Origin of the sequence: Mycobacterium sp. SMC-18 (genome assembly GCF_045310895.1) — a bacterium.
GTDB lineage: Bacteria > Actinomycetota > Actinomycetes > Mycobacteriales > Mycobacteriaceae > Mycobacterium.
Genome location: NZ_JBJIAL010000023.1, coordinates 1 through 25,898, shown reverse-complemented (window position 1 = coordinate 25,898; position 25,898 = coordinate 1). Strand labels below are relative to the sequence as shown.

The 25,898-nt window shown below is 66.1% G+C and carries 25 protein-coding genes; 16 read left to right on the top strand and 9 right to left on the bottom strand.

From position 1 onward, the window contains the following. Nucleotides 1–74: 74 nt before the first annotated feature. Entirely contained in the window at nt 75–605 is a 531-nt protein-coding gene (locus tag ACJH6J_RS19470) for a GNAT family N-acetyltransferase (protein ID WP_135356909.1), read from the top strand. Between the two features lie 3 nt (nt 606–608). Here the strand turns inward: ACJH6J_RS19470 and zapE are convergent, their stop codons facing one another. After that, the gene (gene zapE / locus ACJH6J_RS19465; RefSeq protein WP_061001716.1) at nt 609–1,652 is read right to left on the bottom strand and encodes a cell division protein ZapE; all 1,044 of its coding nucleotides are present in this window, start codon (nt 1,650–1,652) and stop codon (nt 609–611) included. Between the two features lie 25 nt (nt 1,653–1,677). Here zapE and ACJH6J_RS19460 point away from each other — a divergent pair, with 25 nt between their 5' ends. The 6 genes from ACJH6J_RS19460 to ACJH6J_RS19435 are packed head-to-tail and all read left to right on the top strand — an operon-like array spanning nt 1,678 to nt 8,274. Further along, entirely contained in the window at nt 1,678–2,478 is an 801-nt protein-coding gene (locus ACJH6J_RS19460; RefSeq protein ID WP_135356908.1) for a pyrimidine reductase family protein, read from the top strand. A gap of 36 nt (nt 2,479–2,514) precedes the next feature. Continuing rightward, on the top strand, nt 2,515–4,086 hold the full coding sequence (locus tag ACJH6J_RS19455; RefSeq protein WP_406804412.1) for an alpha/beta fold hydrolase: 1,572 nt from the start codon (nt 2,515–2,517) through the stop codon (nt 4,084–4,086). Between the two features lie 35 nt (nt 4,087–4,121). Continuing rightward, the gene (gene aftC / locus ACJH6J_RS19450) at nt 4,122–5,399 is read left to right on the top strand and encodes an arabinofuranan 3-O-arabinosyltransferase (protein WP_406804411.1); all 1,278 of its coding nucleotides are present in this window, start codon (nt 4,122–4,124) and stop codon (nt 5,397–5,399) included. Then, nucleotides 5,396–5,812 (top strand): peptide-methionine (R)-S-oxide reductase MsrB, encoded by a 417-nt coding sequence (gene msrB, locus ACJH6J_RS19445; RefSeq protein WP_212811659.1) that lies wholly within the window; start codon nt 5,396–5,398, stop codon nt 5,810–5,812. The genes aftC and msrB overlap by 4 nt, the downstream gene beginning before the upstream one ends. A gap of 3 nt (nt 5,813–5,815) precedes the next feature. Then, nucleotides 5,816–6,895 carry a VIT1/CCC1 transporter family protein gene (locus tag ACJH6J_RS19440; protein ID WP_406804410.1) on the top strand — a complete coding sequence of 360 codons (1,080 nt, stop codon included), beginning with the start codon at nt 5,816–5,818 and terminating at the stop codon, nt 6,893–6,895. Next, complete coding sequence (locus tag ACJH6J_RS19435; protein WP_406804409.1) at nt 6,895–8,274, top strand: DUF2252 domain-containing protein; 1,380 nt, start codon at nt 6,895–6,897, stop codon at nt 8,272–8,274. Before ACJH6J_RS19440 ends, ACJH6J_RS19435 begins: the two co-directional genes overlap by 1 nt. Before the next feature lie 108 nt (nt 8,275–8,382). Here ACJH6J_RS19435 and ACJH6J_RS19430 read toward each other — a convergent pair whose 3' ends face one another. The 4 genes from ACJH6J_RS19430 to hemE all read right to left on the bottom strand — a co-directional run bounded on the left by ACJH6J_RS19430 (nt 8,383) and on the right by hemE (nt 13,586). Beyond that, a complete protein-coding gene (locus ACJH6J_RS19430; protein WP_406804408.1) occupies nt 8,383–10,332 on the bottom strand; it encodes a glycosyltransferase in 1,950 nt (649 codons plus the stop codon). A 128-nt stretch (nt 10,333–10,460) separates the two neighbouring features. Continuing rightward, nucleotides 10,461–11,162, bottom strand: a complete 702-nt coding sequence (gene hemQ / locus ACJH6J_RS19425; RefSeq protein ID WP_406804407.1) for a hydrogen peroxide-dependent heme synthase — start codon at nt 11,160–11,162, stop codon at nt 10,461–10,463. Nucleotides 11,163–11,176: 14 nt separating this feature from the next. Next, nucleotides 11,177–12,529, bottom strand: coding sequence for a protoporphyrinogen oxidase (locus tag ACJH6J_RS19420; RefSeq protein WP_406804406.1), 1,353 nt, complete (start codon nt 12,527–12,529; stop codon nt 11,177–11,179). A 7-nt stretch (nt 12,530–12,536) separates the two neighbouring features. After that, nucleotides 12,537–13,586, bottom strand: coding sequence for a uroporphyrinogen decarboxylase (gene hemE / locus ACJH6J_RS19415; protein WP_406804405.1), 1,050 nt, complete (start codon nt 13,584–13,586; stop codon nt 12,537–12,539). 161 nt (nt 13,587–13,747) lie between these two features. Between hemE and ACJH6J_RS19410 the strand changes: the two genes are divergently transcribed. After that, nucleotides 13,748–14,284: a DUF3000 domain-containing protein gene (locus ACJH6J_RS19410; RefSeq protein ID WP_231575647.1), complete on the top strand. Its 537-nt coding sequence runs from the start codon at nt 13,748–13,750 to the stop codon at nt 14,282–14,284. Nucleotides 14,285–14,288: 4 nt separating this feature from the next. After that, the gene (locus tag ACJH6J_RS19405; protein ID WP_064859589.1) at nt 14,289–15,524 is read left to right on the top strand and encodes a ribonuclease D; all 1,236 of its coding nucleotides are present in this window, start codon (nt 14,289–14,291) and stop codon (nt 15,522–15,524) included. 70 nt (nt 15,525–15,594) lie between these two features. On the opposite strand, the gene ACJH6J_RS19400 is transcribed toward ACJH6J_RS19405, so the two are convergent. Together ACJH6J_RS19400 and ACJH6J_RS19395 are read right to left on the bottom strand one after the other, a co-directional pair. Next, complete coding sequence (locus ACJH6J_RS19400) at nt 15,595–16,047, bottom strand: lipoprotein LpqH (protein ID WP_064859590.1); 453 nt, start codon at nt 16,045–16,047, stop codon at nt 15,595–15,597. Nucleotides 16,048–16,098: 51 nt separating this feature from the next. After that, entirely contained in the window at nt 16,099–17,028 is a 930-nt protein-coding gene (locus tag ACJH6J_RS19395; RefSeq protein ID WP_064859591.1) for an alpha/beta fold hydrolase, read from the bottom strand. A 107-nt stretch (nt 17,029–17,135) separates the two neighbouring features. Between ACJH6J_RS19395 and ACJH6J_RS19390 the strand changes: the two genes are divergently transcribed. Next, nucleotides 17,136–17,963: a hypothetical protein gene (locus tag ACJH6J_RS19390; RefSeq protein WP_131808785.1), complete on the top strand. Its 828-nt coding sequence runs from the start codon at nt 17,136–17,138 to the stop codon at nt 17,961–17,963. Nucleotides 17,964–17,975: 12 nt separating this feature from the next. Here ACJH6J_RS19390 and ACJH6J_RS19385 read toward each other — a convergent pair whose 3' ends face one another. Then, nucleotides 17,976–18,443: a PIN domain-containing protein gene (locus tag ACJH6J_RS19385; protein ID WP_064859593.1), complete on the bottom strand. Its 468-nt coding sequence runs from the start codon at nt 18,441–18,443 to the stop codon at nt 17,976–17,978. Next, nucleotides 18,440–18,727, bottom strand: a complete 288-nt coding sequence (locus tag ACJH6J_RS19380; RefSeq protein WP_082934757.1) for a type II toxin-antitoxin system Phd/YefM family antitoxin — start codon at nt 18,725–18,727, stop codon at nt 18,440–18,442. Before ACJH6J_RS19380 ends, ACJH6J_RS19385 begins: the two co-directional genes overlap by 4 nt. Before the next feature lie 263 nt (nt 18,728–18,990). Between ACJH6J_RS19380 and ACJH6J_RS19375 the strand changes: the two genes are divergently transcribed. The 6 genes from ACJH6J_RS19375 to ACJH6J_RS19350 are packed head-to-tail and all read left to right on the top strand — an operon-like array spanning nt 18,991 to nt 25,841. Continuing rightward, entirely contained in the window at nt 18,991–20,448 is a 1,458-nt protein-coding gene (locus ACJH6J_RS19375; RefSeq protein ID WP_064859594.1) for a class I SAM-dependent DNA methyltransferase, read from the top strand. Continuing rightward, nucleotides 20,445–21,626 carry a restriction endonuclease subunit S gene (locus ACJH6J_RS19370; protein WP_167838140.1) on the top strand — a complete coding sequence of 394 codons (1,182 nt, stop codon included), beginning with the start codon at nt 20,445–20,447 and terminating at the stop codon, nt 21,624–21,626. Before ACJH6J_RS19375 ends, ACJH6J_RS19370 begins: the two co-directional genes overlap by 4 nt. Continuing rightward, the gene (locus ACJH6J_RS19365; protein WP_064859595.1) at nt 21,626–22,849 is read left to right on the top strand and encodes an exonuclease domain-containing protein; all 1,224 of its coding nucleotides are present in this window, start codon (nt 21,626–21,628) and stop codon (nt 22,847–22,849) included. Before ACJH6J_RS19370 ends, ACJH6J_RS19365 begins: the two co-directional genes overlap by 1 nt. A gap of 36 nt (nt 22,850–22,885) precedes the next feature. Continuing rightward, nucleotides 22,886–24,739 (top strand): hypothetical protein, encoded by a 1,854-nt coding sequence (locus ACJH6J_RS19360; RefSeq protein ID WP_406804404.1) that lies wholly within the window; start codon nt 22,886–22,888, stop codon nt 24,737–24,739. Between the two features lie 54 nt (nt 24,740–24,793). After that, complete coding sequence (locus tag ACJH6J_RS19355) at nt 24,794–25,483, top strand: hypothetical protein (protein ID WP_064859615.1); 690 nt, start codon at nt 24,794–24,796, stop codon at nt 25,481–25,483. 10 nt (nt 25,484–25,493) lie between these two features. Further along, complete coding sequence (locus ACJH6J_RS19350) at nt 25,494–25,841, top strand: hypothetical protein (protein WP_406804403.1); 348 nt, start codon at nt 25,494–25,496, stop codon at nt 25,839–25,841. Nucleotides 25,842–25,898: the final 57 nt, after the last annotated feature.

Sequence of the window (25,898 nt, the reverse complement as noted above, 5' to 3'; positions counted from 1 at the left end):
ATACGTCCGGACATAAACTGCCCCTGCCCCGTGCGGACAGGGGCAGTTTTGTGTTTCCGGACAAGGAGATCCCGATGACGGTGCAGGTTCGGCAGGCGCAGACCGACGATCTCGTCGAACTCGCCGACGTGGCCGCCGCGACGTTCCCGTTGGCCTGCCCACCGTCGTCGACGCCGGAGAACATCGCGGCCTTCATCGCCGGCAACCTGTCCGCCGATCGGTTCGGCGACTACCTGCGCGATCCCGAGCGCGCGGTGTTCGTCGCGCACGACGAGGCGCGAATCCTGGGCTACACCATGCTGATTCGCGGGGTGGCCGATGACGCCGACGTGCAGCGCGCCGTGCCGGACCGGCCGGCCGTCGAACTGTCCAAGTGCTACGTGCTGCCCGACGCCCACGGCGGCGACGTCGCGGCGACGCTCATGGATGCGTCGGTCGCCTGCGCGCGGGAGCTCGGCGCCCGCTGCGTCTGGCTGGGCGTCAATCAGGAAAACGAACGCGCCCAACGCTTTTACCGCAAGCACGGCTTCGAGGTCACCGGCACCAAGACGTTTCAGCTCGGCGCCCGGACCGAGAGCGACTACGTGTTGGTGCGGCCGCTGTAGACCTCAGGCGTGCAGCTGCGTGCCCTCGTGGGTCAGCGCGAGCAGGCGCGACGTGGCGCGCAGGTACTTCTTGCGGAAGCCGCCGGCCAGCATCTCTTCGCTGAAGACGGTGTTCATCTTCTCCCCCGACGCCACGACGGGAATGCCCGCGTCGTACAGCCGGTCGATCAGCGACACCAGGCGCAGCGCGACGGACTGGTCGTACACCATGTGCACGCCCGTGATGAAGACCTGGTGCACGTCTTCGATCAACGCGTGATAGCGCGACGGGTGCATGGTGGCCAGGTGTGCGCACAGGGCATCGAACTCGTCGAGCGTGGCGCCGTCGACGCCGACCGCCCAGGTCCGCACGTCCTCTTCCGACGGCGGCACCGGGGCCGACGGCAGCGCCCGCTGCCGGTAGTCGGGTCCTTCGACGCGGACGGTGGTGAAAATGCTTGACAGCGTGTTGATCTCGCGCAGGAAGTCCTGCGCGGCGAAGCGGCCCTCACCGAGCTGTTCGGGCAGCGTGTTCGACGTCGCCGCAATCGAGACGCCGCGCTCGACGAGCGCCGAGAGCAGCCGGGAGATCAGCGTGGTGTTGCCGGGATCGTCGAGCTCGAACTCATCGATGCAGACCACCACATAGTCGGACAGCAGGTCGATGCACTCGGTGAAGCCGAAGACGCCGGCCAGCTGCGTCAGCTCACCGAACGTGGCAAACGCGGCGGGGCCCGCGTTCGCGCCGGCCAGCGTGTAGTACGTCGAGGCCAGGAGGTGGGTCTTGCCGACACCGAAGCCGCCGTCGAGGTACATGCCGACCCCGGGCAGTGCTTCACGCTTGCCGAACAGCTTCTTCTTGCCGGCCCGCTGGCGGACCGCGTCCTCGCAGAACTTGCGCGCCGAGACCACCGCGGCGGCCTGCGACGGCTCGTTCGGATCGGGCCGGTAGGAGTCGTAGCTGACGTCGGCGAACGTGGGCGGCGGGACCAGTTCGGCGATCAGTCTTTCCGGCGTGACGGTCGGATGACGATCGGTCAGGTGCGCGACTTCGCTGGCCCCAGGCATTAACGCACCATAGCGGCGTGTTGCAATGATTCACGTGTCCGATCCCGACGCTGCGACGCAGCTCACAGAGCTCAGCGCGGTAGGCGCCCCCTTCCCGGCCGACCCGGAGACCGGCGACGACACGCTGCTGGCGCCGTTCTACAGCTACCCCGCGGAGCTGGACCGGCCGTGGGTGCGGGCCAACATGATCTCCAGCCTGGACGGCGGCGCCACCGACGACGGCCGCGCCGGCGGCCTGGCCGGCCCCGGAGACCGGGCACTGTTCGGCTATATGCGCCAGCAGGCCGACGTCATCCTGGTCGGTGCGGCGACCGTGCGCATCGAGAATTACTCCGGCGCTCAGATGTCCGCGCCGCAACGCCAGGCCCGCCAGCTCCGCGGCCAGGCCGAGGTGCCGCCCATCGCGGTCATCACGCACAGCGCCGACATCCCGCACGACGCCAAATTCTTCACCCGCACCGAAGTACCGCCGCTGATCCTCACCAGCCGCGACAGCATCGACGACACCTGCCGCCGGTTCACCGGGCTCGCCGACGTCATCGACGCCTCCGGCACCGCCCCCGACCGCGTCGACCCGCACGTCGTGCTGCGCATCCTCGGCGCGCGCGGGCTCAAGCGGGTGCTGACCGAGGGCGGACCGTCCGTACTGAACATGCTGATCGAGGAAGACCTGATCGACGAGATGTGCGTGACCATCGCGCCGATCCTGGTCGGTGGATTCGCCCGGCGGATCGCCTCGGGCCCCGGCGAGGCACACACCCGGCTACGCCGCAGCCACGTCCTCACCGATACCGCGGGCTACCTGTACACGCGCTACGTCCGCTGACCGGTCTCACCCACCGGCATCGCTACTGTGGTGGCCATGCGTCGCCGCCTGCTGCTCCCGGCCCTGAGCCTGTCGACCGTGGTGCTGTCTACGGTCGTCGCGGGATGCGCTCCGTTGCTGGCCGCCAACCCTCGCTACGTCACCGACTCCGGCGCCCGCCCGCAGGGCGCGGCGACCACCTCCAAGACGCCCGAGGGGCCGCCGCCGATCGCCGTGCCCAAGAAGGACATGACGTGGCATGAATGCACGTCCCGGGTGTTCGGCGACGCGACGGTGCCCGCCGTGCCCGGCGTCATCCTGGACTGCTCCGACTACGACGCCGATCTCGATTCCCTGGGCGGCTCCGCCGGGACCGTCAGCATCGGTGTAGTGCGGGCCCGGCTGGCGACGACCCCGGCCGATGCCGGACCGATCGTCATGACCACCGGATCGGACATCCCGACGTCGCACCAACTGCCGGTGTGGCTGCAGCGCGGCGGCGTCGACCTGTTGAAGGCGCGCCCGGTCGTGGCCGTCGACCGCCGCGGCATGGGCATGTCGGGCCCGCTGAGCTGTGTGTCGAGCAATGATCGCCAGGACCTGCTGGACCAGGCCCAGTTCCTGTCGGGCGACGACCAGGTGGCCAACCTGGCGAAGGTCGCGACCTCGGCCACCACCGACTGCACCGACAGCATCGCGCCGGGAGAGTCGGCCTACGACAACGCGCACTCGGCCGAGGATCTCGAGCGGCTGCGCAGCACCTGGGACGTGCCCGCACTGGCCGTTCTCGGCATCGGCAACGGCGCCCAGATCGCCCTGGCCTACGCGGCGTCGCACCCCACCAAGGTCGCCCGGCTGGTGCTGGACTCCCCCTTGCCGCTGGGCATCTCCGCCGAAGCGACGGCCGAGCAGCGGGTCAAGGGCCAGCAGGCGGCGCTCGACGCGTTCGCCGCGCAATGCGTGGCCAACAACTGCCCACTGGGCCCGGATCCCAAGGGCGCCATCGACGGCATGCTGGCCGAGGCCCGCGCCGGGCGCGGTGCCGGCGGCGCGTCGACGGCCGGTCTGGTCGAGTCGATCACCACAGCACTGGGCTACCCGCGCGGCGACGGGCTGGCCAACACCCTGTCTCTCGCCGGCGCGCTGGCCGCCGCCCGCGGCGGCGACGCGACGGCGCTCAACGCGCTGAGCAAGACGGCCGAGGACACGCGTCAGACAGACGGACAGTTCGTCAACCGGTGCGACGACTCCGTCAACCGCCCCACCCCGGACCGCGTCCGTGAACTGCTGGTGGCCTGGCCCAAGAAGTACCCGCAGTTCGGCGCCGTCGGTGCGCTCAGCCTGGCGCCGTGCCTGAGCTGGCCCAGCAGCCCCGCGCCCGCGGCCCCCAAGGAACTGAAGGTGCCGATCCTGTTGCTGGGCACCCACAACGACGCGATCGTCGGCGGCGACGGCGTCGCCGCGGTGGCGGCCATGGCGATCAACGCGGGCAACAACAGCCGCCGTGTCATGTGGCAGGGCACCGGCCACGGCACCCTCGTCTACACGACGGCGTGTGCCCTACCCCCGGTGCAGGGCTACCTGACCACCGGCAAGCTGCCGGACACCGACACGTTCTGCCCGGCCTAGCAAGCCGGTCCGACACCCCGTTATAGGGTTCGGTGGTGACGCGCCCTCTATCGCTCCTGAGCGTCTTCGGTCCCCGCACCGGCCCACAGAGCACCGCGAATATCGTTCGCAATGCGCTGTGGCCCATCGCGATCGTGTCGATCATCCACCGCAGTTACGTGCTGACGACCAACGGTTACATCACCGATGACTTCGGTCCGGTGTACCGCGCGGTGTCGAACTTCCGGCGGCACTGGGCCATCTACAACGAGCACTTCAACTATGTCGACCCGCACTACCTGTACCCGCCCGGCGGCACCCTGCTGCTGTCGCCGTTCGGGTTCCTGCCGGAGTTCGCGTCGCGGTTCTGGTTCGTCGCGATCAACTCGATCGCGATCATCATCGCCGCCGGCCTTCTGGTACGGCTGTTCAAGTTCTCGTTGACGTCGGTGGCGTTGCCCGCCCTCCTGCTGGCCATGTACTGCACCGAATCGGTCACCAACACACTGGTTTTCACCAACGTCAACGGCTGCATCCTGCTGGCCGAGGTGCTGTTCTTCACCTGGCTGCTGGACGGCAAGAAGAACCACGAATGGCTGGCCGGAGCCGCCATCGGCCTGACGCTGGTGCTCAAGCCACTGCTGGGCGTCCTGCTGCTGCTGCCCCTGCTGAACCGGCAGTGGCGGGCCCTGGTCGCCGCGTTCGCGGTACCCCTGGTCTTCAACGCCGTGGCCTGGCCGCTGTCGGCCGACCCGATGGGCTTCGTGCGCAACACCGTGCCGTACATCTTCCAGACCCGCGACTACTTCAACAGCTCGGTGCTGGGCAACGGCATCTACTACGGCCTGCCGATGTGGCTGATCATGCTGCTGCGCATCGCCTTCGTGGTGCTCGCCGCGGCCAGCCTGTGGCTGTTGTACCGCTACTACCGCGAGCGCGACCAGCTGTTCTGGATGCTGACGTCGTCGGGTGTCCTGCTGATCACCTCGTGGCTGGTGCTGTCGTTGGCGCAGGGCTACTACTCGATGATGCTGTTCCCGTTCCTGATGACGGTGGTACTGCCGCGGTCGACGATCCGCAGCTGGCCGGCGTGGCTCGCGGTGTACGGCTTCCTCACCATGGACCGCTGGCTCATGTGGCGGTGGCCGACGACCGGCCGGTTCCTCGAGTACATCAAGATCACCTACGGCTGGTCGTTGATGCTCGTCGTGGTGTTCTGCGTGCTGTACTTCCGCTACCTCGACGCCAAGAAGGACGGCCGGCTGGACCAGGGCATCGACCCGTTGTGGTTGTCCAAGCCTCAGCCCGCTCCCACGGGTAGCGTGAGCGCATGAGCATTCCGCCGCCGAAAGTTGAACTCACCGACTCTCAGTGGCGGGAGAAACTGACTCCCGCCGAGTTCCACGTGCTGCGCGAGGCCGGGACGGAACGCCCGTTCGTCGGCGAATACACCGACACAAAGACCGAGGGCGTCTACCAGTGCCGGGCCTGCGGCGCCGAGCTGTTCCGCAGCACCGAGAAGTTCGATTCCCATTGCGGCTGGCCGTCGTTCTTCGACCCGGCCGACTCGGACGCGGTGATCCTGCGGGCCGACAACAGCCTCGGCATGCGGCGCGTCGAGGTGCTGTGCGCCAACTGCCACAGTCACCTCGGACACGTCTTCGAGGGCGAGGGCTACCCGACCCCGACCGACCAGCGCTACTGCATCAACTCGATCTCGCTTCGCCTGGTTCCGGCCGAGAGCTGAGACGTGGTCGCGCAGCCCACCGACGCACAGTTGCGGCGGTGGCGGCAGCACCTGGCCAATGAACGCGCCGAAGCTGCCGTCTACCGCGATCTGGCGCAGCGCCGTCAGGGCGCCGAACGCGACATCCTGCTCGAACTCGCTCTCGCGGAAGGCCGGCACGAGAAGCACTGGCTGACGCTGCTCGGCGACCAGGTGGGCAAGCCGCATCGGCCCGACCTGCGGACCCGGGCCCTCGGGTTTCTCGCCCGGCACCTCGGCTCGGTGTTCACCCTCGCGCTGGCGCAACGGGCCGAAGCGCGCTCGGAGTACGAGACCGACGTCGACGCCACGCCGACCATGGCCGCCGACGAGCGCATCCACATGGAAGTTGTTCGCGCCCTTGCCAGTAGAGGCCGCGACCAGCTGTCGGGCAGCTTCCGCGCCGCGGTGTTCGGCGCCAACGACGGGCTCGTCAGCAACCTGGCACTGGTCCTGGGCATCGGCGCCACCGGGGTGTCGAGCGCGACGATCCTGGCCACCGGACTCGCGGGCCTGATCGCCGGGGCCCTGTCGATGGGCGCCGGCGAGTACGTCTCGGTCAACTCGCAACTCGAACTGCTCGAGGCGTCGACGCCCAGCGCCACCGCGGGCACCGCCGTGCGGGCGCTCGACGTCGACGCCAACGAACTGGAGCTGGTCTACCGGGCCCGCGGGATGAGCCCCGAGGACGCGGCCGTCCGCGCCGCCGACGTCTTCGCGAGCCTGCGGGCGGGCGCGTTGGCCGACTCGCCGCTGGGCGAGGTGTCGACCGAGAAGCACGAAGCCGTCGGCACCGGGCTGCAGGCCGCCGCGTCCAGCTTCATGTTCTTCGCATCCGGCGCGCTGATCCCCGTGCTCCCCTACCTGTTCGGGCTCACCGGCATCACCGCCGTCGTCGTCTCGGCGGTCCTGGTCGGGCTGGCGTTGCTCTCCACGGGCATGATCGTCGGCCTGCTCTCCGGCGGGCCGCCGCTGCGACGAGCGTTGCGCCAGTTGATGATCGGCTATGGCGCGGCCGCGGTGACGTACGTGCTGGGCCTGCTGTTCGGGACCGCGGTCGGCTGATGAAGCAGTCGGTGCAGGAACGCCGCGATGCCGGGCGCGCCGCCCGCGCCAGGCTCCCCCGAGCGGCGCTGGCCGACGTCCACATCACCGCCGACCGCCCCGACCCGGTGGCTCTGCTGCAGTCGCAGGCGACCTCCCGGATCGCCAACCTCGTCCCCATCCGATACGGCCGGATGCTGACCTCGGCGCTGGCCTTCTATCGCGGCGCGGCCCTGATCATGGCCTCAGATCTGGCGGCCGGCCCACACACCGGGCTGACCGCGCAACTGTGCGGCGATGCCCACCTGTGCAACTTCGGCCTGTTCGGCTCACCCGAACGCAATCTGGTGTTCGACGTCAACGACTTCGACGAGACCCTGCCCGGGCCGTGGGAATGGGACGTGAAGCGGTTGGTGGCGAGTCTGGCAATCGCCGGCCGGGACAACGGCTTTCAAGCAGACGCCCGCGCGGAGGTGGTCCGCAGCTGCGTCAGCGGCTACCGCACCCGCATGCAGGAGCTGGCCGGCATCGGCGAACTGGCGGCCTGGTACACCCAGACCACCGTGGACGCCGAATTGCAGAACAGCGTCGACACCAAGTTCGCCCGCGAGATCCAGCAGACCGCAGCCAAGGCCCGCGCCCATGACAGTCTCCAGGCCGTCGCGAAGCTGACCGAAACGGTCGACGGCCAGAGCCGGCTCATCAGCCGGCCACCGTTGGTGGTCCCCATCGAGGAACTGGTCGGCGCCGACCGGGCCCGGCAATACGAACAGCAGATGACCCCGTTCATGCAGCGCTACCGCGACAGCCTGGAAGACAGCAGACGGGTCCTCATCGAGCGGTTCGACTACGTGACCATGGCGCGCAAGGTGGTCGGCGTCGGCAGCGTCGGTCTGCGGGCGTGGATCGTGCTGCTGAGCGGGCGCGACAGCGGCGACCCGCTACTGCTGCAGATGAAGGAGGCCCAGCCCTCGGTCCTGGAGCGTTTCCTCGGCGCCAGCGCGTATGCGAATGCCGCCCAACGGGTTTCGGTCGGGCAACGGCTGATGCAGGCCAGCAGCGACATCCTGCTCGGGTGGCTGCACGCCGTCGGGCCGGACGGCTACGAGGCCGACTACTACGTCCGTCAGCTCCACGACTGGAAGGGTGCGGTGTCGGTGCAGACATCGAGCCCGAAACTGCTGGCCGACTACGGACGGGCCTGCGCCCACGCACTGGCCCGGGCCCACTCCCGCACCGGCGATCGCATCGCGATCGCCGCCTACCTCGGCAGCAGCGACGCTGCCGAAACGGCATTGACCCGGTTCGCCGAGGCCTACGCCGACCAGAACGAGCGCGATTTCACCGCGCTGCGCGACGCTGTCACCGCTGGGCGGGTGACCGCAGAGTCCGACCTCTGACTCGTTGTCCGAAACTTGTGGTGCCATCCTGATTCCATGACCGGCCAACAGAACGAGTGTCAGTGCTCGACTGTCGTGTCAATGTGGCCGACTCAGAACTTGTCTCAGCTAATCGGCATTGCTCGCCTCAAAAACCCGCTGCCAGGTGCTGGGGCTTGTAAGGCGAGGGCGGGCGTGGCGGTAGGTGCGGCGCATCCTTGGAAAGGCGGTGCTGACACGGATGCTGAGCCCGACTGATTCGCGCAGCAGGGCGAACATTTTGGCCCGGTCGCGCTGACGGTAGACCACGCCGCGCCCGTCGGCGGTTGTCACGGTCACCCCGTCGACCTTGCAGAGCGAGAACCACCGCGCGTCCTGCGTCGCGACGTTGATCTGCGGACGCTGGTGATGGATGGGCTCGTGCGACTTGAGCTGGTGCAAGACGCCGCGGCTGAGCCGAGTCGCGATCGCCGGCAGGTTGGACGGAATGGTGACCTTTTGGCGCCACTTCTTGTCCGACGGCGTGGGCAGCGCCGTCGCGCTCTCCAGCACCACCGCGTCCGGGTACTGTGCGCGCAAGTTGCGGACGTCGGGTAACGCGGACTCCAGGATCGAGAGGATATGGTCGGGCCCGGCCAGGAAGTCATCCATCGCCTTGTTCTGGATGGCGACGGTCGAATACTCAAGGCAGACAAGGTGTTTGATCGTCGCCTTCAAGTGGCTGGCCACCAGGCCGCGAACGTTGCCGTCCCAGTGCATGGCAGCGACGACGAGCCGGTTGCGCAGGTGGAAGTACGCCTGCCAGTCGATGGCGTCGTCCTTGTCACTCCAAGCCATGTGCCAGATCGCCGCACCGGGCAGCGTCACGGTCGGATAGCCGTGTTCCCCGGCGCGCAGCCCGTATTCGACGTCGTCCCACTTGATGAACAGCGGCAGCGGCTGACCCAACTCCTCGGCGACCTTGCGCGGGATCATGCACATCCACCAGCCGTTGAAGTCGACGTCGATACGACGGTGCAAGAGCCTGCTGCGGTACTCCTCCTCGTCACTGAGCCGGTACTTGGCGAAGTTGTGGTCGTATTCGGTGTTGACCGCTCCCGACCACATGAAGTTCGCCGAATCGACCATCTCACCCATCACATGCAGGTGCGAGGGCTCCTGCAGGTTGAGCATCTGGCCGCCGACGAGCGTGGGCACCTTCGCGAACCGGTTGAACGCCAGCGCCCGCAGGATCGAGTCGGGCTCGACGCGGACGTCGTCGTCCATGAACAGAATCTGTTCGCAGTCAGTGTGTTTCAGCGCCTCGTACATGACCCGGCTGTAGCCGCCGGACCCGCCGAGGTTGGGCTGATGGTGAATAGACAGCCGATCGCCGAGCGCGGCCGCAGCGGCGTCGAACCCGGGATGATCCTTGGCCTTCTTGGTGCCCTGATCCGAGACGATGACGGCGCTGATCACCTCGTCGACCGCCGGGTCCGAGGTCAGTGCGGCAAGTGCGTTGACGGCGTCCGACGGCCGGTTGAACGTCGGGATGCCGACGGCGATGTTCGCCCTCCCGGGCGCGGCGATCGGCGCGTACCAGCCTGCGTGGTGCAGCGTGGAATTCGCGTCGGTGGTGATGTCGAACCAGATCCAGCCGCCGTCCTCGAACGGGGTCAGCTCGATCTCGAACTCGAGCACCGCGGGCTCACCCTGGGTCGCGCTATGGATCGGGGCGCCGCCGACGGTGATCCGGGCTCCGGTGGACTTGGAGCGGTAGACGTCAACGCGGGCACTGCCGGTCAACTCGACGCGCAACACGACCGATTCCAGGATCGACCAGCGCCGCCAGTAGCTGGCCGGGAACGCGTTGAAGTACGTCGCGAACGAGACCTCGGACTCGGCGCCGATCTCCAACGTCGTCCGGGTGGGCGCGTGGGCACGCCGCGCGTTGGTGTCCGATTCCTCTATGTAGAGCTTGCGAACGTCGAGCGGCTCACCCGGGCGCGGCAGTATGACGCGGGCCAGTGGGCTGGCCGCCCGTGACTGCCCGGCCTCCAACGCGCCCGACGAGACATCTGCGAAAACCAGCTCAGGCATACCCGCGATTAGACCACCACCGCCAAATAACTCTCGTTTCTAGAGAAACGAGACGTCGCATGTCTTGTCTCCAACGGCGGCGTGAAGACGCGCCACTAAAGGCCCGCGGGGCCCAGCTAGGCCTCTGGCTACGGCAGGTTGGCGACCAACTGCTCGATGCCGACCCGCGGGCCGGTGAAGAACGGCGTCTCCTCACGGACGTGGCGGCGCGCGTCGGTGTAGCGCAGCTTCCACATCAGCTCGACGATGCGAGCCAGGTCCGGACCCTCGAAGGCGAGAATCCACTCGTAGTCACCCAGCGCGAACGCCGGCACGGTGTTGGCGCGGACATCGGGGTACTCGCGGCCACCCATGCCGTGCTCGACCAGCATGCGGCGACGATCGTCGTCGGGCAGCAGGTACCAGTCCAGCGACCGCACGAACGGGTAGACGCAGATGTAGTCGCCCGGGTCCTCGCCCGCGATGAACGCCGGCAGGTGGCTCTTGTTGAACTCGGCCGGACGGTGCAGCGCGACGGCGCTCCACACCGGCTCGGTGGCGGCGCCCAGCGCGGTGCGACGGAAACCGGTGTAGGTGGCCTGCAGGTCCTCGACGCGCTCGGCGTGGGTCCAGATCATGAAGTCGGCGTCGGCCCGGAAGCCCGCCACGTCGTACAGCCCGCGGACGACGACGCCCGCGTCTTCGCGCTTCTTGAGGTACGCGGCGGTCTCGGCGGCGATGCCGGCCCGCGACTTCTCGTCCGCGGGCAGCTCATCCGGCTGCACGGCGAAGACCGAGATCATCATGTACCGGGTCACCGCGTTGAGGGCGTCGTAGTCGAGCTTGGCCATGCGTCTATCGTGCCCTATCGCGGAACGCCGCCACCGACCACCTCCATGGCCGCGCGGGTTCCCGACGCCACACATGCGGGCACCCCGATGCCGTCCAGATAGCCACCCGCGACGGCCAGTCCCGTCGGCAGCCCGGCGCGCAGCTCGTCGACCAGTTCCAGGTGACCGGGACCGTACTGCGGCATAGCATCGATCCAGCGCTGCACCAGGTAGTCCACCGGCTCGGCGGTGATCCCGAACAGTGCCCGCAGGTCCTCCAGCGACCATGCCAGCAGCCGGTCGTCGCCGACATTGCGGGCCAGATCGTCACCGAACCGGCCGTACGACAACCGCAACAGCTCGACGTTGCCGCCGCGCCCCCACTTGCGTGACGTGAGGGTTATCGCCTTGGAGTGCAACGCTTCTCCCGCCGCCATCAGGACTCCGGACTGCTGCGGCAGCGGGGTCCCACCCGGCAGCGCCAGCGCGACCACCGCGGCCGAGGCGACCGGGATCAACCGTGCCATGGCCGCACTGCCCGGTGCGACGTTCTCGAGCAGCTTGGCCACGCGCGGCGCGGGAAGCGCCAGCACCACGGCGTCGGCCGACCAGTGCTTGCCCTCGTCGTCACGCAGTTGCCAGGCGCGGCCCACCGAAGCCAGTCCTTCAATGCCCACCTGCGCCCACTGAGCGCCGGTCCGGCGGACCAGTTCGTCCAGCAGCACCGCGTACCCGCCGTCGACCGCGCCGAACACCGACATGGTCGTGGTCGGCGCTGCCGCGAGCACCGTGTCCACAGCTGCGGTGAGACTCGGGGCACCGCGGTCCAGCGCGGCGGCCAGTGCCGGGACGGCGCTGCGGATGCCGATGGTCTTGGCCGAACCGGCGTACACGCCGGCCAACAGCGGATCGACCGACCGGGTCACCACCTGTGCGCCGAACCGGTCACCGACCAGTTGCGCGACGGTCGGGTCGGCGTCGAGGCGCCAGTGCAGAGGGCGGGTCGGCTCGCCGGCGATCTGGGCCAGTGTCGCGTCGTCGACGAGGCCGCGCAGGTTGGCGCCGGGCCCGGGGATGCCCTGCATGGTGCCCTCGGGCATCGGGTGCAGGCGGCCGCCGCTGTAGATCAGCGGGCGGACGCCGGTGGTTCCGATCTGCCGCAGACCCAGTTCCTTGAGCAGTGACGTGACCTCGGGCCGTCGGGCCACGAAGGCCTCGGCGCCGACGTCCAGGGACTGGCCGGCGAGGCGTTCGGTGCGCAGGACACCGCCGAGCCGGTCCGCCGGATCGAAGACGGTGATGCGCGCCGACGGGTCCGCTTGGCGCAGCCGGTACGCCGCGACCAGACCCGAAATGCCACCGCCGACAACGCAATACGTCTTGCTCATCGGTGGCTCACAGCGAGTGGGCCAGCGCCACTGCTTCGGTGACCACACCGGGATCGGTCGACGGCAACACGCCGTGACCGAGGTTGAAGATGTGCCCGGCGGCACCGGCCTCGACGGCCCGGCGCCCGTCGGCGACGACCTGGCGGACGGCGTCGTCGACCACGCGCCAGCCGGCCAGCAGCACCACGGGATCGAGGTTGCCCTGTAGCGCCTTGCCGGGGCCGACCCGACGTGCGGCGTCGACGAGGTTGGTGCGCCAGTCGACCCCGACGACTGTCGCGCCGGCCTCGCCCATGGCACCCAGCAGCTCGGCGGTGCCGACGCCGAAGTGCGTCATCGGGACGCCGTGGTCCTTCAGGGAGGCGAAGATGCGGGAGCTGTGCGGCAGCACGTAGTCCCGGTAGTCGGCGAGCGACAGGGTGCCGGCCCACGAGTCGAACAGCTGGATGGCGTCGACGCCGGCGCCCAGCTGGGCGCGCAGGAACTCGATGGTGAGATCCGTCAGCTTCGCCATCAGGTCATGCCAGGTCGCGGATTCGCCGAGCATCATGGCCTTGGTCTTCTCGTGGTTGCGGCTCGGGCCGCCCTCCACCAGGTACGAGGCCAGCGTGAACGGTGCGCCGGCGAAACCGATCAGCGGAACCTCACCCAGTTCGTTGGTAAGCAGGCCGATGGCTTCGGCCACCGGCGCCACCTGGTGGGGCTCGAGCGGCTTGATGCCCTCCACGTCGTCCGCCGTCCGGATCGGGTGGGCGATCACCGGCCCGACGTCCGGGACGATGTCCAGGTCGATGCCCGCCGCCTTGAGCGGCACCACGATGTCCGAGAACAAGATGGCAGCGTCGACGCCGTGACGGCGCACCGGCTGCATGGTGATCTCGCAGACCAGCTCGGGGTTGAAACACGCCGAGAGCATGGTGTGGGTGGCGCGCAGGGCGCGGTACTCGGGCAGGGACCGGCCGGCCTGCCGCATCATCCACACCGGGGTCCGGTCCGGGGTGCGGCCGGTGGCGGCAGCCAGATAGGGCGATTGCGGCAGTTCACGACGGGTGCTCATCACTGCTAATGCTGCCATGCCCGGTTCGGTCGCTTATACCCTGTCGCGCGGCCAAATATCGGGCTATCGGCGCGCCTGCTTACGCGACCGGCCGGATCGGGCTAGCGTCCCAGAATGTGACCTCCGCCGAGCCGGCCCAGTTCCGCACTGCTGTTGCGGCAATGAACGCCGCCACCGTGCGCCAGGAGATCGAACTCGGCCCGATCCGTCCGCCGCAGCGGCTGGCTCCCTTCAGCTACGCGCTGGGCGCAGAGGTGCGTCATCCCGACGCCTCCGTCGTTCCGGAGAGCTCTGAGGGCGATGCCTTCGGACGTCTGATCCTGCTGCACGATCCCGAAGGCGCTGAAGCCTGGGACGGCACCATGCGTCTCGTCGCCTACATCCAGGCCGATCTGGACTCCACCGAGGCCGTCGACCCACTGCTGCCCGAGGTGGCGTGGAGCTGGCTGGTCGATGCGCTCGAGTCGCACGCCGACGGCGTCACCGCGCTGGGCGGCACCGTCACCGCGACGACGTCGGTGCGCTACGGCGACATCTCCGGCCCGCCGCGCGCCCACCAGCTGGAGCTGCGGGCGTCGTGGACCGCGACATCGCTGGAGCTGGGACCACACGTGCAGGCGTTCTGCGAGGTGCTCGAGCACGCTGCCGGACTACCGCCTGCCGGTGTGACCGATCTGGGTTCGCGCACGCGCGCGTGACCGCATGACTGACGCTGATCCGGTCGAGACGTCTGACGACGATCCCGACGTCACTCCCCTGCTGGCACCCGCCGACGGCGTGCCTCCCGTTGCCATCTACGCGAGCGACATCGCCCGCGCCGGTGAGCTTCTGGCATCCGGACACGGCGCCTTCGCGATCGACGCCGAGCGGGCGTCGGGCTTCCGCTACTCCAACCGGGCCTACCTGATCCAGATTCGGCGCGCGCGCGCCGGCACGGTGTTGATCGACCCCGTCAGCCACGGCATCGACCCGCTGAAGGCGCTGGCGCCGGTGGCCGAGGTCGTGAATTCCGACGAGTGGATTCTGCACGCGGCCGACCAGGATCTGCCGTGCCTTGCCGAACTGGGTATGAAGCCGCCGTCGCTGTACGACACCGAACTGGGCGGCCGGCTCGCCGGATACGACCGGGTGAACCTGGCGGCCATGGTGCAGCGGCTGCTGGGCCTCGGCCTGAAGAAGGGGCACGGCGCGGCCGACTGGTCCAAGCGCCCGCTGCCCGCAGACTGGCTGAACTACGCGGCGCTCGACGTCGAGGTGCTGCTGGAATTGCGCGCCGCGGTGGCCGCCGAGTTGGAGTCCCAGGGCAAAACCGAATGGGCCGCACAGGAATTCGAGTACATGCGGACCGTCGAGCCCGCCCCGACGCGGCGCGACCGCTGGCGTCGGACGTCGGGCATCCACAAGGTCCGCAACGGACAGGCGCTCGCGGCCGTGCGCGAGCTGTGGCAGACGCGCGACGTGATCGCGCAGCGGCGGGACATCGCGCCCGGCCGCATCCTGCCCGACGCGGCGATCATCTCGGCGGCCGTCGCCAATCCCGACACGATCGAAAAGCTCACGGCACTACCGATTTTCGGCGGCTCGCGGCAGAAGCGCAGCGCCCAGGTGTGGCTCGACGCGCTGGCCCGGGCCCGCGAAGCCGATCCGCCGGCTTCCGAACCGAACAACGGGCTGCCGCCACCGGCCCGGTGGTCGCGTCGCAAACCCGAGGCGTTCGAGCGGCTGGAAGCCTGCCGCGGCGGGCTCTCCGAACTGTCCGAAAAGGTTTCGGTTCCTTCCGAGAACTTGGTGACGCCGGAGACCGTGCGGCGGCTGTGCTGGGATTGGCAGCCCGTGACTGACGTCCCTGCTGCGGTCGAGGAGTTCCTGGCTGCAGCCGGCGCCCGCCCGTGGCAGCGCGAGCTCTGTGGCCCGGTCTTGGCTACTGCGTTGGGTTAGGTGCGCGTTCACCCTGTACCTAGGGCGCAAGAGTTCAAGAAGGTCGCACCCCTGGCGCAGGCTCAACCAATCACGGGGCACCGATCGCCGGGACGGTGTCATGCGGATGCGCGTCCTGGTAGCCGGGGCAGGTGGTCTGGATTTTGAACGTATGCCATTGGGACTCACCCGGATTCGGCGGCATGCGCCCGCTGACGGTGTAGGTGTCGTCGACTTTGATTCCGGTGACCTCTTGTGGGTCGGCGATGAAACCCGTCACGTCGCCGTCGCGCAAGCCCACCTTCTGCACGACGACACGGCCGACCTGGGTGAGCTGGATCCGAACCAGCTGACCCGTCTTGCCCTGGGCCAGGATGACCAAGCCGCCGCCGGCGAGTTGCCGGGTGCAGACGACCGTGCCGGTGTTGATGGTGTGTGGTTCCCCGTCGAAGACGATCGAGGTGACGGTCGGCGTCCCGGATTCGCACGCACTGATCAACAGGACAGCCAGCACCGCCACCAGATCCGGGCGGTGGACGCGCATGCCGCAAGTGAACCAGTTGGCGCCGCGTTGTGCGCGCAAAAGCGCGCAGGGTCAGCGGGCGCCGAACGGCCGCCACAACAGCGGCGTGACGAACTCCAGGAAGTGCTCGAGCACGGCCTCGGGCGCTTCGATCTGCGGCCAGTGCGCGATGTCGTCGGCGAGCATCACGACATCCGGGTTCGGGATGACCTCGCGGTACCTCGCGGCCATGTGGGCGCCCGAATTCGGGTCGGACGGGCCGTCGATCAATCGCATGGGGATCGTCGTCTCACGCATCGCACGCACCCAGCGGTTGCGGTGAACGTAGCGGTCGTTGATGAAGCGACCGACCTGGTGCATGACCTTCTTGCCGTCGTTGTAGTCGAGGATCTCGTGGAACTTGTCCATCAGTTCCTTCGACGGTTTGGTGTTGACGCCGAACATCTCGTTGATGGTCGGGTCGGCCAGTCGCCGCGACAACGGCGTGCCCTGCAGCGGACTGATGATGTCGCCCAATGGCGTACTCGACAGCGCCTTCTGCAGCAGCCGCGGGGTGTACGACTCGACGAACAGCCCGCCGTTGAGCCAGGTGATCGACTCGATGTTCAGCTTGCCGTACGACTGATCGCCGAACCGGTTGCGCGCCAGCAGTTCCTGGCACACCGAGTCGCCGATGTCGTGAGCCAGGATGTGCGCGGTCTGTACGCCGAGGTGGTCCAGCAGCGCCTCGTGCATATCGGCGTGGTCGTGCACCGAGTACTGGTACGCGGACGGTTTGGCCGAGAAACCCATGCCCATCATGTCCGGCGCAATCACGGTGAACTTCTCGGTGAGCGTCGGCCAGATCAGTGACCAGTCCCAGGAATTGAACGGGTAGCCGTGGATGAGCAGCAGCACCGGTCCGGTGCCCAATTTCAGCCCGTCCTGGCGGTAGAAGATGTCGAATCCGAGGTAGTCGAAATACTGGCCGGCGGACTTCCAGGCTTCGAGTTCGTCGTGCATGGGTTGAGCGTAGGCCGCGGACAGTCTGACGTCGCCGCACCGCGTCAGCCAGGCATGTTGGCACGCCGAATTACCATTGGGAGCACGGAACAGAGAAGGACATCGGGATGATTCGGCTCCTGCTAGTGCTCGGCGTCGTCGCGGTCATCCTCGCTGTCGTCATGATTCTCGGCGGCGCCGCGCTCGGGGCAGTCTTCACCTCCGATCGCAAGGCACGCCGCCCCCTGCCGGCCATGACACGGGCCTGGCTGCTGTGCATCGCCATGGTGCTCCTGGTCGGTGTCGCGACGGAGGGCATCCTGCTTCTGCCCGCCATGGGCATCGCCGCCATCGGGTTGTTGATCATGCACATCGTGATCGACAGTCGGGCCGGGACTGCGCGCGAACGGTCACCACAGGAGACCGAACGTGCCCGGCTCGTTGAGGAGTTCGGAGACGATGGTGTCGAGCTGCTCGACGGCGCACAGGCCGCCATCGAGCGGATCGAGCGCTCGGAAGCCGCGGTCGACGGCTGGCTCGGTAACGACCTCGACTTCACCGCCGACCTGACGGCAATCCGTGAAAACTGCCGTGCCACACAAGAACTCAAGGGCTTGATCACAGAGCTCCGCGGGATCGCCGAGCCCGATTCCGACGATCTGGCGATGCTGGAGGACGCCCGGACGAAAGTTCGGGAGCTGGGGTCACGGTCGTGGGCGCGGGTGTATGCCCTGCAGGGCTGCGCCGAGAAGGCCGAGGAGATCGACCAGTCGCTGCGCGACGACCGCGCCCGGGCACAGCTCGCGGAAAAGCGCGACGACATCCGCAGCCGCATGGCCGCGAGGTTGTACGGGGTCGAGGCGGCACCGGCTCAGACCCCGTCGTCGTCGGTCGACAAGATCACTGGTCTTGCTGCTGCATATCAGGAGATCAGAGGTCGAGCGGGCGGCGGCTGACGCAGTGGGCCGCTACTTCGGCAGGTCAGACGGCTCGACCTGGGAAGCACTCGACTCTGCGGACGGCAACTCTTCGGGATACACGATGTCGATCTCCGCGATGGACTGCGGAAAGTCCCTGCGGTTGTTGGTCAGAAAGCGATCAGCACCCGCTGCGACTGCGGTTGCCAGGTGTGCCGCGTCCGCGGCTCGCAGACCATAGGACACCGCGAACGCGAGGGACACGCGTGCGGTGGGCGCGTCAAATGGCTGAAGCTCCAGTCGACTCAGCAGGCTCACAAGTGCTGCGCATTCACCAGATTCGGGGTCATCCCGCATCGGCTTCGCCAGGACCTCAGTGAGCAGCAGAACGGAACCGACACCTACCGCTTCGCCCGCAGCGGCATCCGCGAACAGCGCGGCAACCCTAATACCAAGCGGATGGTCTTTGGCCGCCGCGTAGATCAAGACATCGGCGTCGAAGGCGGTCTTTGGGCTCATCGGCCGCTACGACTGCGGCGCACCGCCTTGACGAGTTCGTCCGCACGGTCAGCTTCGAGTGACGGTCCGCGAAGTGGCTCCGATCGTGCCCTTTGAAGTAGGTCATCGATGCGATCGGCTTCATTCCAGACCGGCGAAGCGCGGCGCGCCCTGAGCACATCAGGACTCACCAGCACGGCGACAACGCGCCCGTGCCTGGTGATCGCGACCTCTTCTCCCCTCTCAACGCGGTCGAGCTGGGCGGGAAGGGTCTCGCGCGCGGTGCTGGCGCTGATCGTGGGCATTAGCAAATTGTACGTTGACGTACGATACTGGACAATCAGCGATTGGAATCGACTGCGTACGCGTTGCCGTCCGGGCGATGCTCAATGAGCCGGCTTTCGCCATCCAACGCCACCGTCGTGATCCCACGAGAGGTAGGGCGTTGCAACTGTTCAGCGGGTGGCGAGGGACTGACGCCGACACTCGCAGCGCTGACAGATCGGCCGTTGTCGGTGGCCTCCTATATACAGTCCTGTTCAGATTCGCATGAGAGGTAAGGAGCGCCGTGATCACCGGTGAGTTGAAGAGCAAGGTCGACCGCGTCTGGGACGCGTTCTGGTCGGGGGGTATCTCCAACCCAATTGAGGTGATCGAGCAGATCACCTATCTGCTCTTCATCCGCCGTCTCGACGACCTGGAAACCCTCGCCGAGAACAAGGCCCGACGTACCGGGTCGTCCGAGGGGCTGCGGTTCGGGCCCGACCAGCAGGATCTGCGGTGGTCGCGGTTCAAGAACGACGAGCCCGGTGTCATGTACGGCCTCATCGCCGACGGGGTGTTCCCGTTTCTACGGGCACTCGGCGGTGACGGGTCGACGTATTCCGAGCACATGCGTGACGCCCGCTTCACCATCCCGACCCCGGCGCTGCTGTCGAAGGTCGTCGACATGCTCGACGACATCCCGATGGCTGACCGGGACACCAACGGCGACCTGTACGAGTATCTGCTGTCCAAGATCGCATCGGCCGGCGTGAACGGCCAGTTCCGCACGCCACGCCACATCATCGAGCTGATGGTGAAGATGACCGCACCCGGCCCGACGGACGAGATTTGCGACCCGGCGTGCGGTACCGCTGGCTTCTTGGTGGCTGCATCGGAGTATGTGCGTGACACGCATGAGTCGGTCCTGACTGACGCTTCCCAACGGAAACACTTCCACAACAGCATGTTTCATGGATACGACTTTGATTCGACCATGCTCCGTATCGGCTCGATGAACATGCTGATGCACGGCATCGAAGCTCCCGACATCAGGTACCGCGATTCGCTGTCCGAGGGCGCGTCGGAGGACGCCGAGAAGTACACGTTGATCCTCGCCAATCCTCCTTTCGCCGGCTCGCTGGATTACGAGGCCACGTCCAAAAATCTGCAGCGGGTGGTCAAGACCAAGAAGACCGAACTGCTTTTCGTGGCGCTGTTTTTGAAGCTGCTGAAGCCCGGCGGCCGGGCTGCGGTGATCGTGCCTGACGGTGTACTGTTCGGATCGTCGAAGGCGCACAAGGAACTTCGCCGGATGTTGGTTGAGGACCAGAAGCTCGATGGCATTGTGAAATTGCCGTCCGGAGTGTTCCGTCCCTACGCGGGCGTGTCGACGGCGATCCTACTGTTTACCAAGACCAATTCTGGTGGCACCGAACACGTTTGGTTCTACGACGTCACGGCCGACGGTTTTTCGCTCGATGACAAGCGGAACCCTGTCGAGGCCAACGACCTGTCGGACGCTTTGTCGCGGTGGGCGTTACGCGACGCTTCGGAATTGGAGCGGGAGCGGACAGAGCAATCGTTCTGCGTGCCCATCGCCGACATCGTGGCCCAGGGCTACGACCTGTCACTAAACCGGTACAAGGAGATCGTGCACGACATTGTCGAGCACAGGCCACCGCCGGCGATCATCGCGGAGATCGAGAAGTTGGAGGGCGAGATCGCAAGCGGGTTGGCACAATTGAAGGCGATGCTGTCGTGAAGCGGCCGACCGTTCCAATAGGAGAGGTCGTTCGATTCCAAGCCGGTGTTGGATTTCCCCCAGCGCTGCAAGGACGCGTCAGTGGCGATCTTCCGTTCGCAAAAGTGGGCGACATCTCCAGACATGGCCGCAGCGGCAAGCAGTACATTCGCACAGCCGACCATTACGTCGACAATTCCGATCTAAAACAATTGCGCACGCAACCAATCGCTCCAGGCAGCACGCTCTTCGCAAAGATCGGCGAGGCAATTAGACAAAACCATCGGGTTATCGCCGCACAGCCAATGCTCATCGACAACAATGCGATGGCTGCTATACCCGGAACCAATGTTGATCCAGCCTATCTGTTCCGGTTTTTGCAATCTGTTGACCTCTACCAGTATGCAACTTCCACCACAGTCCCATCACTCAGGAAGTCGGACTTAGAGCGGATTGATATCCCCCTCCCCACGCTATCTGAGCAGCGCCGTATCGCCGCGATCCTCGACCACGCCGACGCCCTGCGAGTCATGCGTAGGCGCTCCATCCGAGCGCTGGCCGAATTGACCGACGCTGCATTCATCGACTGTTTCGGTCACGCGCCGGAACCATCGGCGCTACTTAATGACGTTGCAACAGTGTCGTCAGGAATCACGAAGGGGCGCAGGACTAATGATGCAACATCGCCAATACCCTACCTGGCGGTCGCAAACGTCCAGGCCGGGCGCCTTGAACTAGGTTCAGTCAAAACGATTGATGCAACGTCATCCGAAATTGAGCGCTACCGACTAGAGTTTGGCGATCTGGTCCTCACCGAAGGTGGAGATCCCGACAAGCTCGGCAGAGGAACAGTCTGGCGCGACGAGTTGCCGCTGTGCTTGCATCAAAACCATATCTTCCGCGTCCGCATTCAGGATAGTTCGTCGCTCCACCCCGACTATCTGTCGGCCTTCATCTCCAGCAACCAATCACGGTCGTACTTCCTGAAATCTGCAAAGCAGACCACGGGAATCGCATCGATCAATATGACACAGCTGAAGGCTCTGCCAGTCCACGTACCAACTGCCGAAGCCCAGTTACGCTACCTCGATCTGATCCGGTCAATCAACGCTCAGCGTGCCACCGTTGCCGCGTCAGTCAGCGCGTGCGATCATCTCTTGCTCTCCCTCCGGTCCCGCGCCTTCCGAGGTGAACTCTGATGCCGTTCGCCGTAATCGATTTTGAGACAACGGGTCTGGTTCCTGAGCGCACCGACCGCGTGGTGGAGATCGGCGTCGCCCTCACTGATGATTGCGGCCGAATCGAGCACGAATGGACCACCCTGGTCAACCCGCATCGCGACATCGGGGCTACTCACGTCCACGGCATCCAGGCCTGCGACGTCGTTGACGCACCTGACTTCGCCGCCATCAGCGATTACCTGCTCGAAATGCTCACTGGCCGTGTGGTCGTCGCGCACAACGCCAGTTTCGACATGCGGTTTCTGCATTGGGAGCTCCAGCGGGCCCAGTATGTGATCCCCGAACGACCAGCCGCGCTCTGCACACGAAAATGGGGCGGGCGCATGACGGGGGCCGCCAAGCTCGCCCACTGCTGCGAAGCACTCGGAATCTCACTGATCAACGCGCACTCGGCAATTGGTGATGCTCACGCAACCGCTGAACTCCTGCCACACCTGCTCGCATTCCACGGCAGCTCCCCCGAGTGGCGCTCCGACCTGGACCGGTCGGCGACCTTCGGCTGGCCAGCTGCCCGCAGAGATGCGCCGCAACCTGTCGTCGCTCATCGTGGACAGTCATCTGCCGACCCGTACTCGTGGCTGCGGTCCGTCCTGGGAGCCGCCTGGGTCCCCGCCACTCCTGAAGATGAAGCGTCCTACATGGTTGTGCTGGATAGCGCCTTGCTCGACCGGGAGATCTCACGCAGCGAGGGCAAACAGCTGCTGGCCTCCGCCGAAGCGGCTGGCCTATCCCGGGGAACCGTAGCGCGGCTGCACCAGGACTACTTGCGTGCTGTAGCGAAGGAAGCGCTGGCCGACGGCGTAGTCACCGACGAGGAGCGGTCCGAGCTCAATGCTGTCGCCGCTGCCCTGGGTTTCGGCCCGCCCTACGTCGATGAAGCGCTAGCCTGGGCAGCTGCAGAGGCGCCCGAAACCATAGAGGAAGCGACTGCATTCACGCTACGCCCGGGCGACCGGATCGTGTTCACCGGCGAGATGAATCGTGGCCGCGACGAATGGGTTTCGACGATCTGCGCCGCGGGGCTTGCCTCCGGCGGCATTTCCAAATCGACGCGTCTGCTCGTCGCGGCCGATCCTGACTCGCAGAGCGGCAAAGCTGCCAAGGCGCGCCAGTACGGGATTCCGGTGGTCAGCGAAGCGGCGTTCGAGAAAATGCTCGCCACGTATCGGGCGGCATCGTGAATCCCACAGCGGCACAGTAATTTCTAGGGGGAGATCGTGTTCGACGAGCACTGGATGGTCCAATTCTTGGAAAGGGTGCGCGCGGACAACGCCGAGCAGGGCATCCATGTCCTCTACCGAATCCTCCCAGGCTCGACCCCGAAGTGGGACACCGTCACCCTTCCGGTACAGGGCGCACGCGACCCGCTCATTGGCTTGTCGTATGTCCCGACGGCCACCGTCGTCTACGCGCGGTACCGACCGGCAAAATCAGGCGTCAACTTTCTCGCGTTCGTGTTCTGGCCAGACGGATCGCACTGTGCACTAATCGGGGACAACAGCGGACCAATCCAGTCCGTCGTCGACGGCGCATCCAACTTCCGAATGACGTATCTGGCGCTCAGCAGAATCGCCTGGGACACACCGATGCTGCCAGGTGGTCATTCACCGGATAACTGGATAGTGCGTGCCGCATTGAAGGATTTCGTCACGGAGGTCACCTGCAGTGGCCTTGTCGATAGCGGCGCCACGTATTGGCAAGCCGACGAGAACCTGCGACTCGGCATCGCGAAGCGCATCGCGACGCTACGGCGAGCAGCGAATCCTCACATCGCGGTGGTGACCGAAGGGCAGGACGAGTGGTACAAGCTCCATGATTTCGCCCCGTTTCTCGGCCGGCTCGACTGGTCGGATTTGGATTCCGTAACGCTGGCAACTGATCTCGGCTACACCGACGACGCGGCCCGTTGGTGGACGTCCCAAGGCATCGGGTGCCTGGAGCTGGTAGACCTCCCCACCACGCAGCAGAGTCTGTCCGCACTCAAGGTCAAATATCCGATCGCCGAGGGCAACGTGTGGAGCATGCTCGGCGCTTTCGAACGGGCAGTTAGCAACCACGATGTGTCTCCGGCAGAGCGCATGCGTGCTCGCTGGCAAGCCGACGATCCTCAGGCCCTGTTGCACCTGACGCGGGAAGTCGTTGCGAACAACGCGAATAGGCGGGGACAGATGCTTATCGGGTATGCACGCACCGATAGCGGTCAACTGCAACAACTCTCGCAAGTTGCCGTGAACTACGCAGCCAACTCCATTGGCTTGGATCTCGCGGCCGTCCCTGATATCGACCAGGCCGACGGCGTTCTCCTGATCGGAGTCAATGAGTGCGGTTGGACCGCCCAAGCCGCGAACCGTGACGGCGAGCACGGCGCCGCGGTGAGTTCAGCCGACGACAACCTCCAGTTCGTCGCCCCAATCGCAGACGCAGACAGCGTGGCCGCGCTGCGGCGGACTTTTACCGGGCACGCGAGTTTCGACGTCGACTACACACCATTCGATTGGCTACGGCGACGCATCATGTTCGGCGTCACACGAGCGCTGGAAAAATTGCCAGTGCAGCGCGACGCCATCCGTCCCATCACCGCTGCGCTCGCGACACTCCTCCCCTCGCTCGATGTGGACACCGACACGCAAGATGGGTCGGCCTCAATAGAGAGAATGCTCGATTTGACACTGCTGCTACAAACGATCGCCCATGCGAAAGCAATTGTGGCGGCATCGCTTCCAGCAGACTGGCTGGATGACGCCGAGTCGGGCAACCACGATCCTGCGGCGTTGTGGCAGCTCATCGCCGAAGGTCTTGCAGGAGTCCGACAACTTAGGTGGGACGACTTGGGCGTCGAACCTTTAGCCGAAGCGTGGGCGATTCCCACCGCAGAAGCAACATGGTGGGGGGCTAAAGGGCTGGGACAGCGACAGTTGCTCATGCTCCCGGACGAAACTGAGTCGATGATTCGCGCCGCCAACGTGATCGTACGACTGTCTGACTCCTCCGTACCCACGAAGCATCTGCGCCAGCGGCTGGAACTGCTTTTCGGCCAAGATGTTCCGGTGTTGTGGAGCTTGCTGCCCTAGCATTGTCGGTCCCGTCCGATATACATGCCGGTTAACTACATCGAAGGAGCCAGCATGTCGAACGACTTTCCTCTGAAACCCGGCGACACCGGAACTGTCGCCCAGTTGAGCCTGTGCGCCGGTGGGCTGGTGCGCACCTGGACCGAATCGTCCCGGTTGTGGTCGGTGCCCGACGACGAGTACTTGCGTTCCGTCATGGGATCCGGAACCATCGCCCGCACGGCGCGTGAAGAGCACCGCTTCCGCGAAGTGGCGATCCTCTCCGAGGACACCGGCACCCTGTGGCTCCAATCCCGATTCCCGTCACCAACCGACGATGGCACGTTGCAAGTCCAGGGCAGCATTATCGAACTGCAGCCCGCCCATGAACCGTCGGAATCCACCTACGACGATGTACGCGAACTTCTCACCCAAGCGATCGGCCATGCGCTGAACAACAACGAATATCTGCTGGTCGAGCACGGCGGATGGGACGCGCCGCCGGAGCCATTTTGCCTTTTCATTGTCATTCCCGACGGCGATGGCTTCGTCAGCATCATCGAAACCGCCCCTGCGCCATCGGGTTCAGAAATTTGGGCACCGCACATTGTGGCCGGACATGAGAGCACCACGTTGTCCGCACCAGCCAATGCAGACACCATCGAAGTCGCTCCCCTGATCATGCTGGATGCCATCGAGACGTGGGGCCTCGCGCCGTGGGACCTGGCGTTGACTTTCGGCACCCGGCAATCACCCGCCGTCTAGCGTCACCCACATGGGACTCGATGCGCACGTGGCGTGCAACTGTTTTCGCGACGGACTGTGCACCGAACCGCCAGTTCCCCGAACCATGCTCACGATCAACGAATGCGGCGATGTTGAACTGATCGACGAGCAGAACTGCGACGTAGATGTGGCAAACGACGTCTACGACTGGACGATTCACGCGTGCGCGCACGAGGACATGGTGCTCGTCAGCGAGTGGGTCGGAAACATTTCTGGTGTGGCGTGGCTGCGAAGTGTGGCCGCTGGCCTCCACCCTGAGCGCTTCGGCAAGCTAGCCAGGATCCTGTCTCGACTCAGTGGACTGATGGATAGTTACACTGAACCATCCCGCGTTTGATGCGCACCTCCTTCCTTGGGAAGGTGCATGTCATGCCGAGCAAGTACGACCCGGAGA

Excerpts from the sequence above, each read along its gene's own strand:
- ACJH6J_RS19350 (WP_406804403.1), top strand. The coding sequence starts at position 25,494 with ATGGGACTCGATGCGCACGTGGCGTGCAACTGTTTTCGCGACGGACTG.
- zapE (WP_061001716.1), bottom strand. The coding sequence starts at position 1,652 with ATGCCTGGGGCCAGCGAAGTCGCGCACCTGACCGATCGTCATCCGACC.
- ACJH6J_RS19470 (WP_135356909.1), top strand. The coding sequence starts at position 75 with ATGACGGTGCAGGTTCGGCAGGCGCAGACCGACGATCTCGTCGAACTC.
- ACJH6J_RS19460 (WP_135356908.1), top strand. The coding sequence starts at position 1,678 with ATGATTCACGTGTCCGATCCCGACGCTGCGACGCAGCTCACAGAGCTC.
- ACJH6J_RS19400 (WP_064859590.1), bottom strand. The coding sequence starts at position 16,047 with ATGCGCGTCCACCGCCCGGATCTGGTGGCGGTGCTGGCTGTCCTGTTG.
- ACJH6J_RS19390 (WP_131808785.1), top strand. The coding sequence starts at position 17,136 with ATGATTCGGCTCCTGCTAGTGCTCGGCGTCGTCGCGGTCATCCTCGCT.
- ACJH6J_RS19455 (WP_406804412.1), top strand. The coding sequence starts at position 2,515 with ATGCGTCGCCGCCTGCTGCTCCCGGCCCTGAGCCTGTCGACCGTGGTG.
- msrB (WP_212811659.1), top strand. The coding sequence starts at position 5,396 with ATGAGCATTCCGCCGCCGAAAGTTGAACTCACCGACTCTCAGTGGCGG.
- ACJH6J_RS19365 (WP_064859595.1), top strand. The coding sequence starts at position 21,626 with ATGCCGTTCGCCGTAATCGATTTTGAGACAACGGGTCTGGTTCCTGAG.
- ACJH6J_RS19395 (WP_064859591.1), bottom strand. The coding sequence starts at position 17,028 with ATGCACGACGAACTCGAAGCCTGGAAGTCCGCCGGCCAGTATTTCGAC.
- ACJH6J_RS19380 (WP_082934757.1), bottom strand. The coding sequence starts at position 18,727 with ATGCCCACGATCAGCGCCAGCACCGCGCGCGAGACCCTTCCCGCCCAG.
- ACJH6J_RS19405 (WP_064859589.1), top strand. The coding sequence starts at position 14,289 with ATGACTGACGCTGATCCGGTCGAGACGTCTGACGACGATCCCGACGTC.
- hemE (WP_406804405.1), bottom strand. The coding sequence starts at position 13,586 with ATGAGCACCCGTCGTGAACTGCCGCAATCGCCCTATCTGGCTGCCGCC.
- hemQ (WP_406804407.1), bottom strand. The coding sequence starts at position 11,162 with ATGGCCAAGCTCGACTACGACGCCCTCAACGCGGTGACCCGGTACATG.
- ACJH6J_RS19420 (WP_406804406.1), bottom strand. The coding sequence starts at position 12,529 with ATGAGCAAGACGTATTGCGTTGTCGGCGGTGGCATTTCGGGTCTGGTC.
- ACJH6J_RS19355 (WP_064859615.1), top strand. The coding sequence starts at position 24,794 with ATGTCGAACGACTTTCCTCTGAAACCCGGCGACACCGGAACTGTCGCC.
- ACJH6J_RS19430 (WP_406804408.1), bottom strand. The coding sequence starts at position 10,332 with ATGCCTGAGCTGGTTTTCGCAGATGTCTCGTCGGGCGCGTTGGAGGCC.
- ACJH6J_RS19410 (WP_231575647.1), top strand. The coding sequence starts at position 13,748 with ATGAACGCCGCCACCGTGCGCCAGGAGATCGAACTCGGCCCGATCCGT.
- ACJH6J_RS19385 (WP_064859593.1), bottom strand. The coding sequence starts at position 18,443 with ATGAGCCCAAAGACCGCCTTCGACGCCGATGTCTTGATCTACGCGGCG.
- ACJH6J_RS19435 (WP_406804409.1), top strand. The coding sequence starts at position 6,895 with ATGAAGCAGTCGGTGCAGGAACGCCGCGATGCCGGGCGCGCCGCCCGC.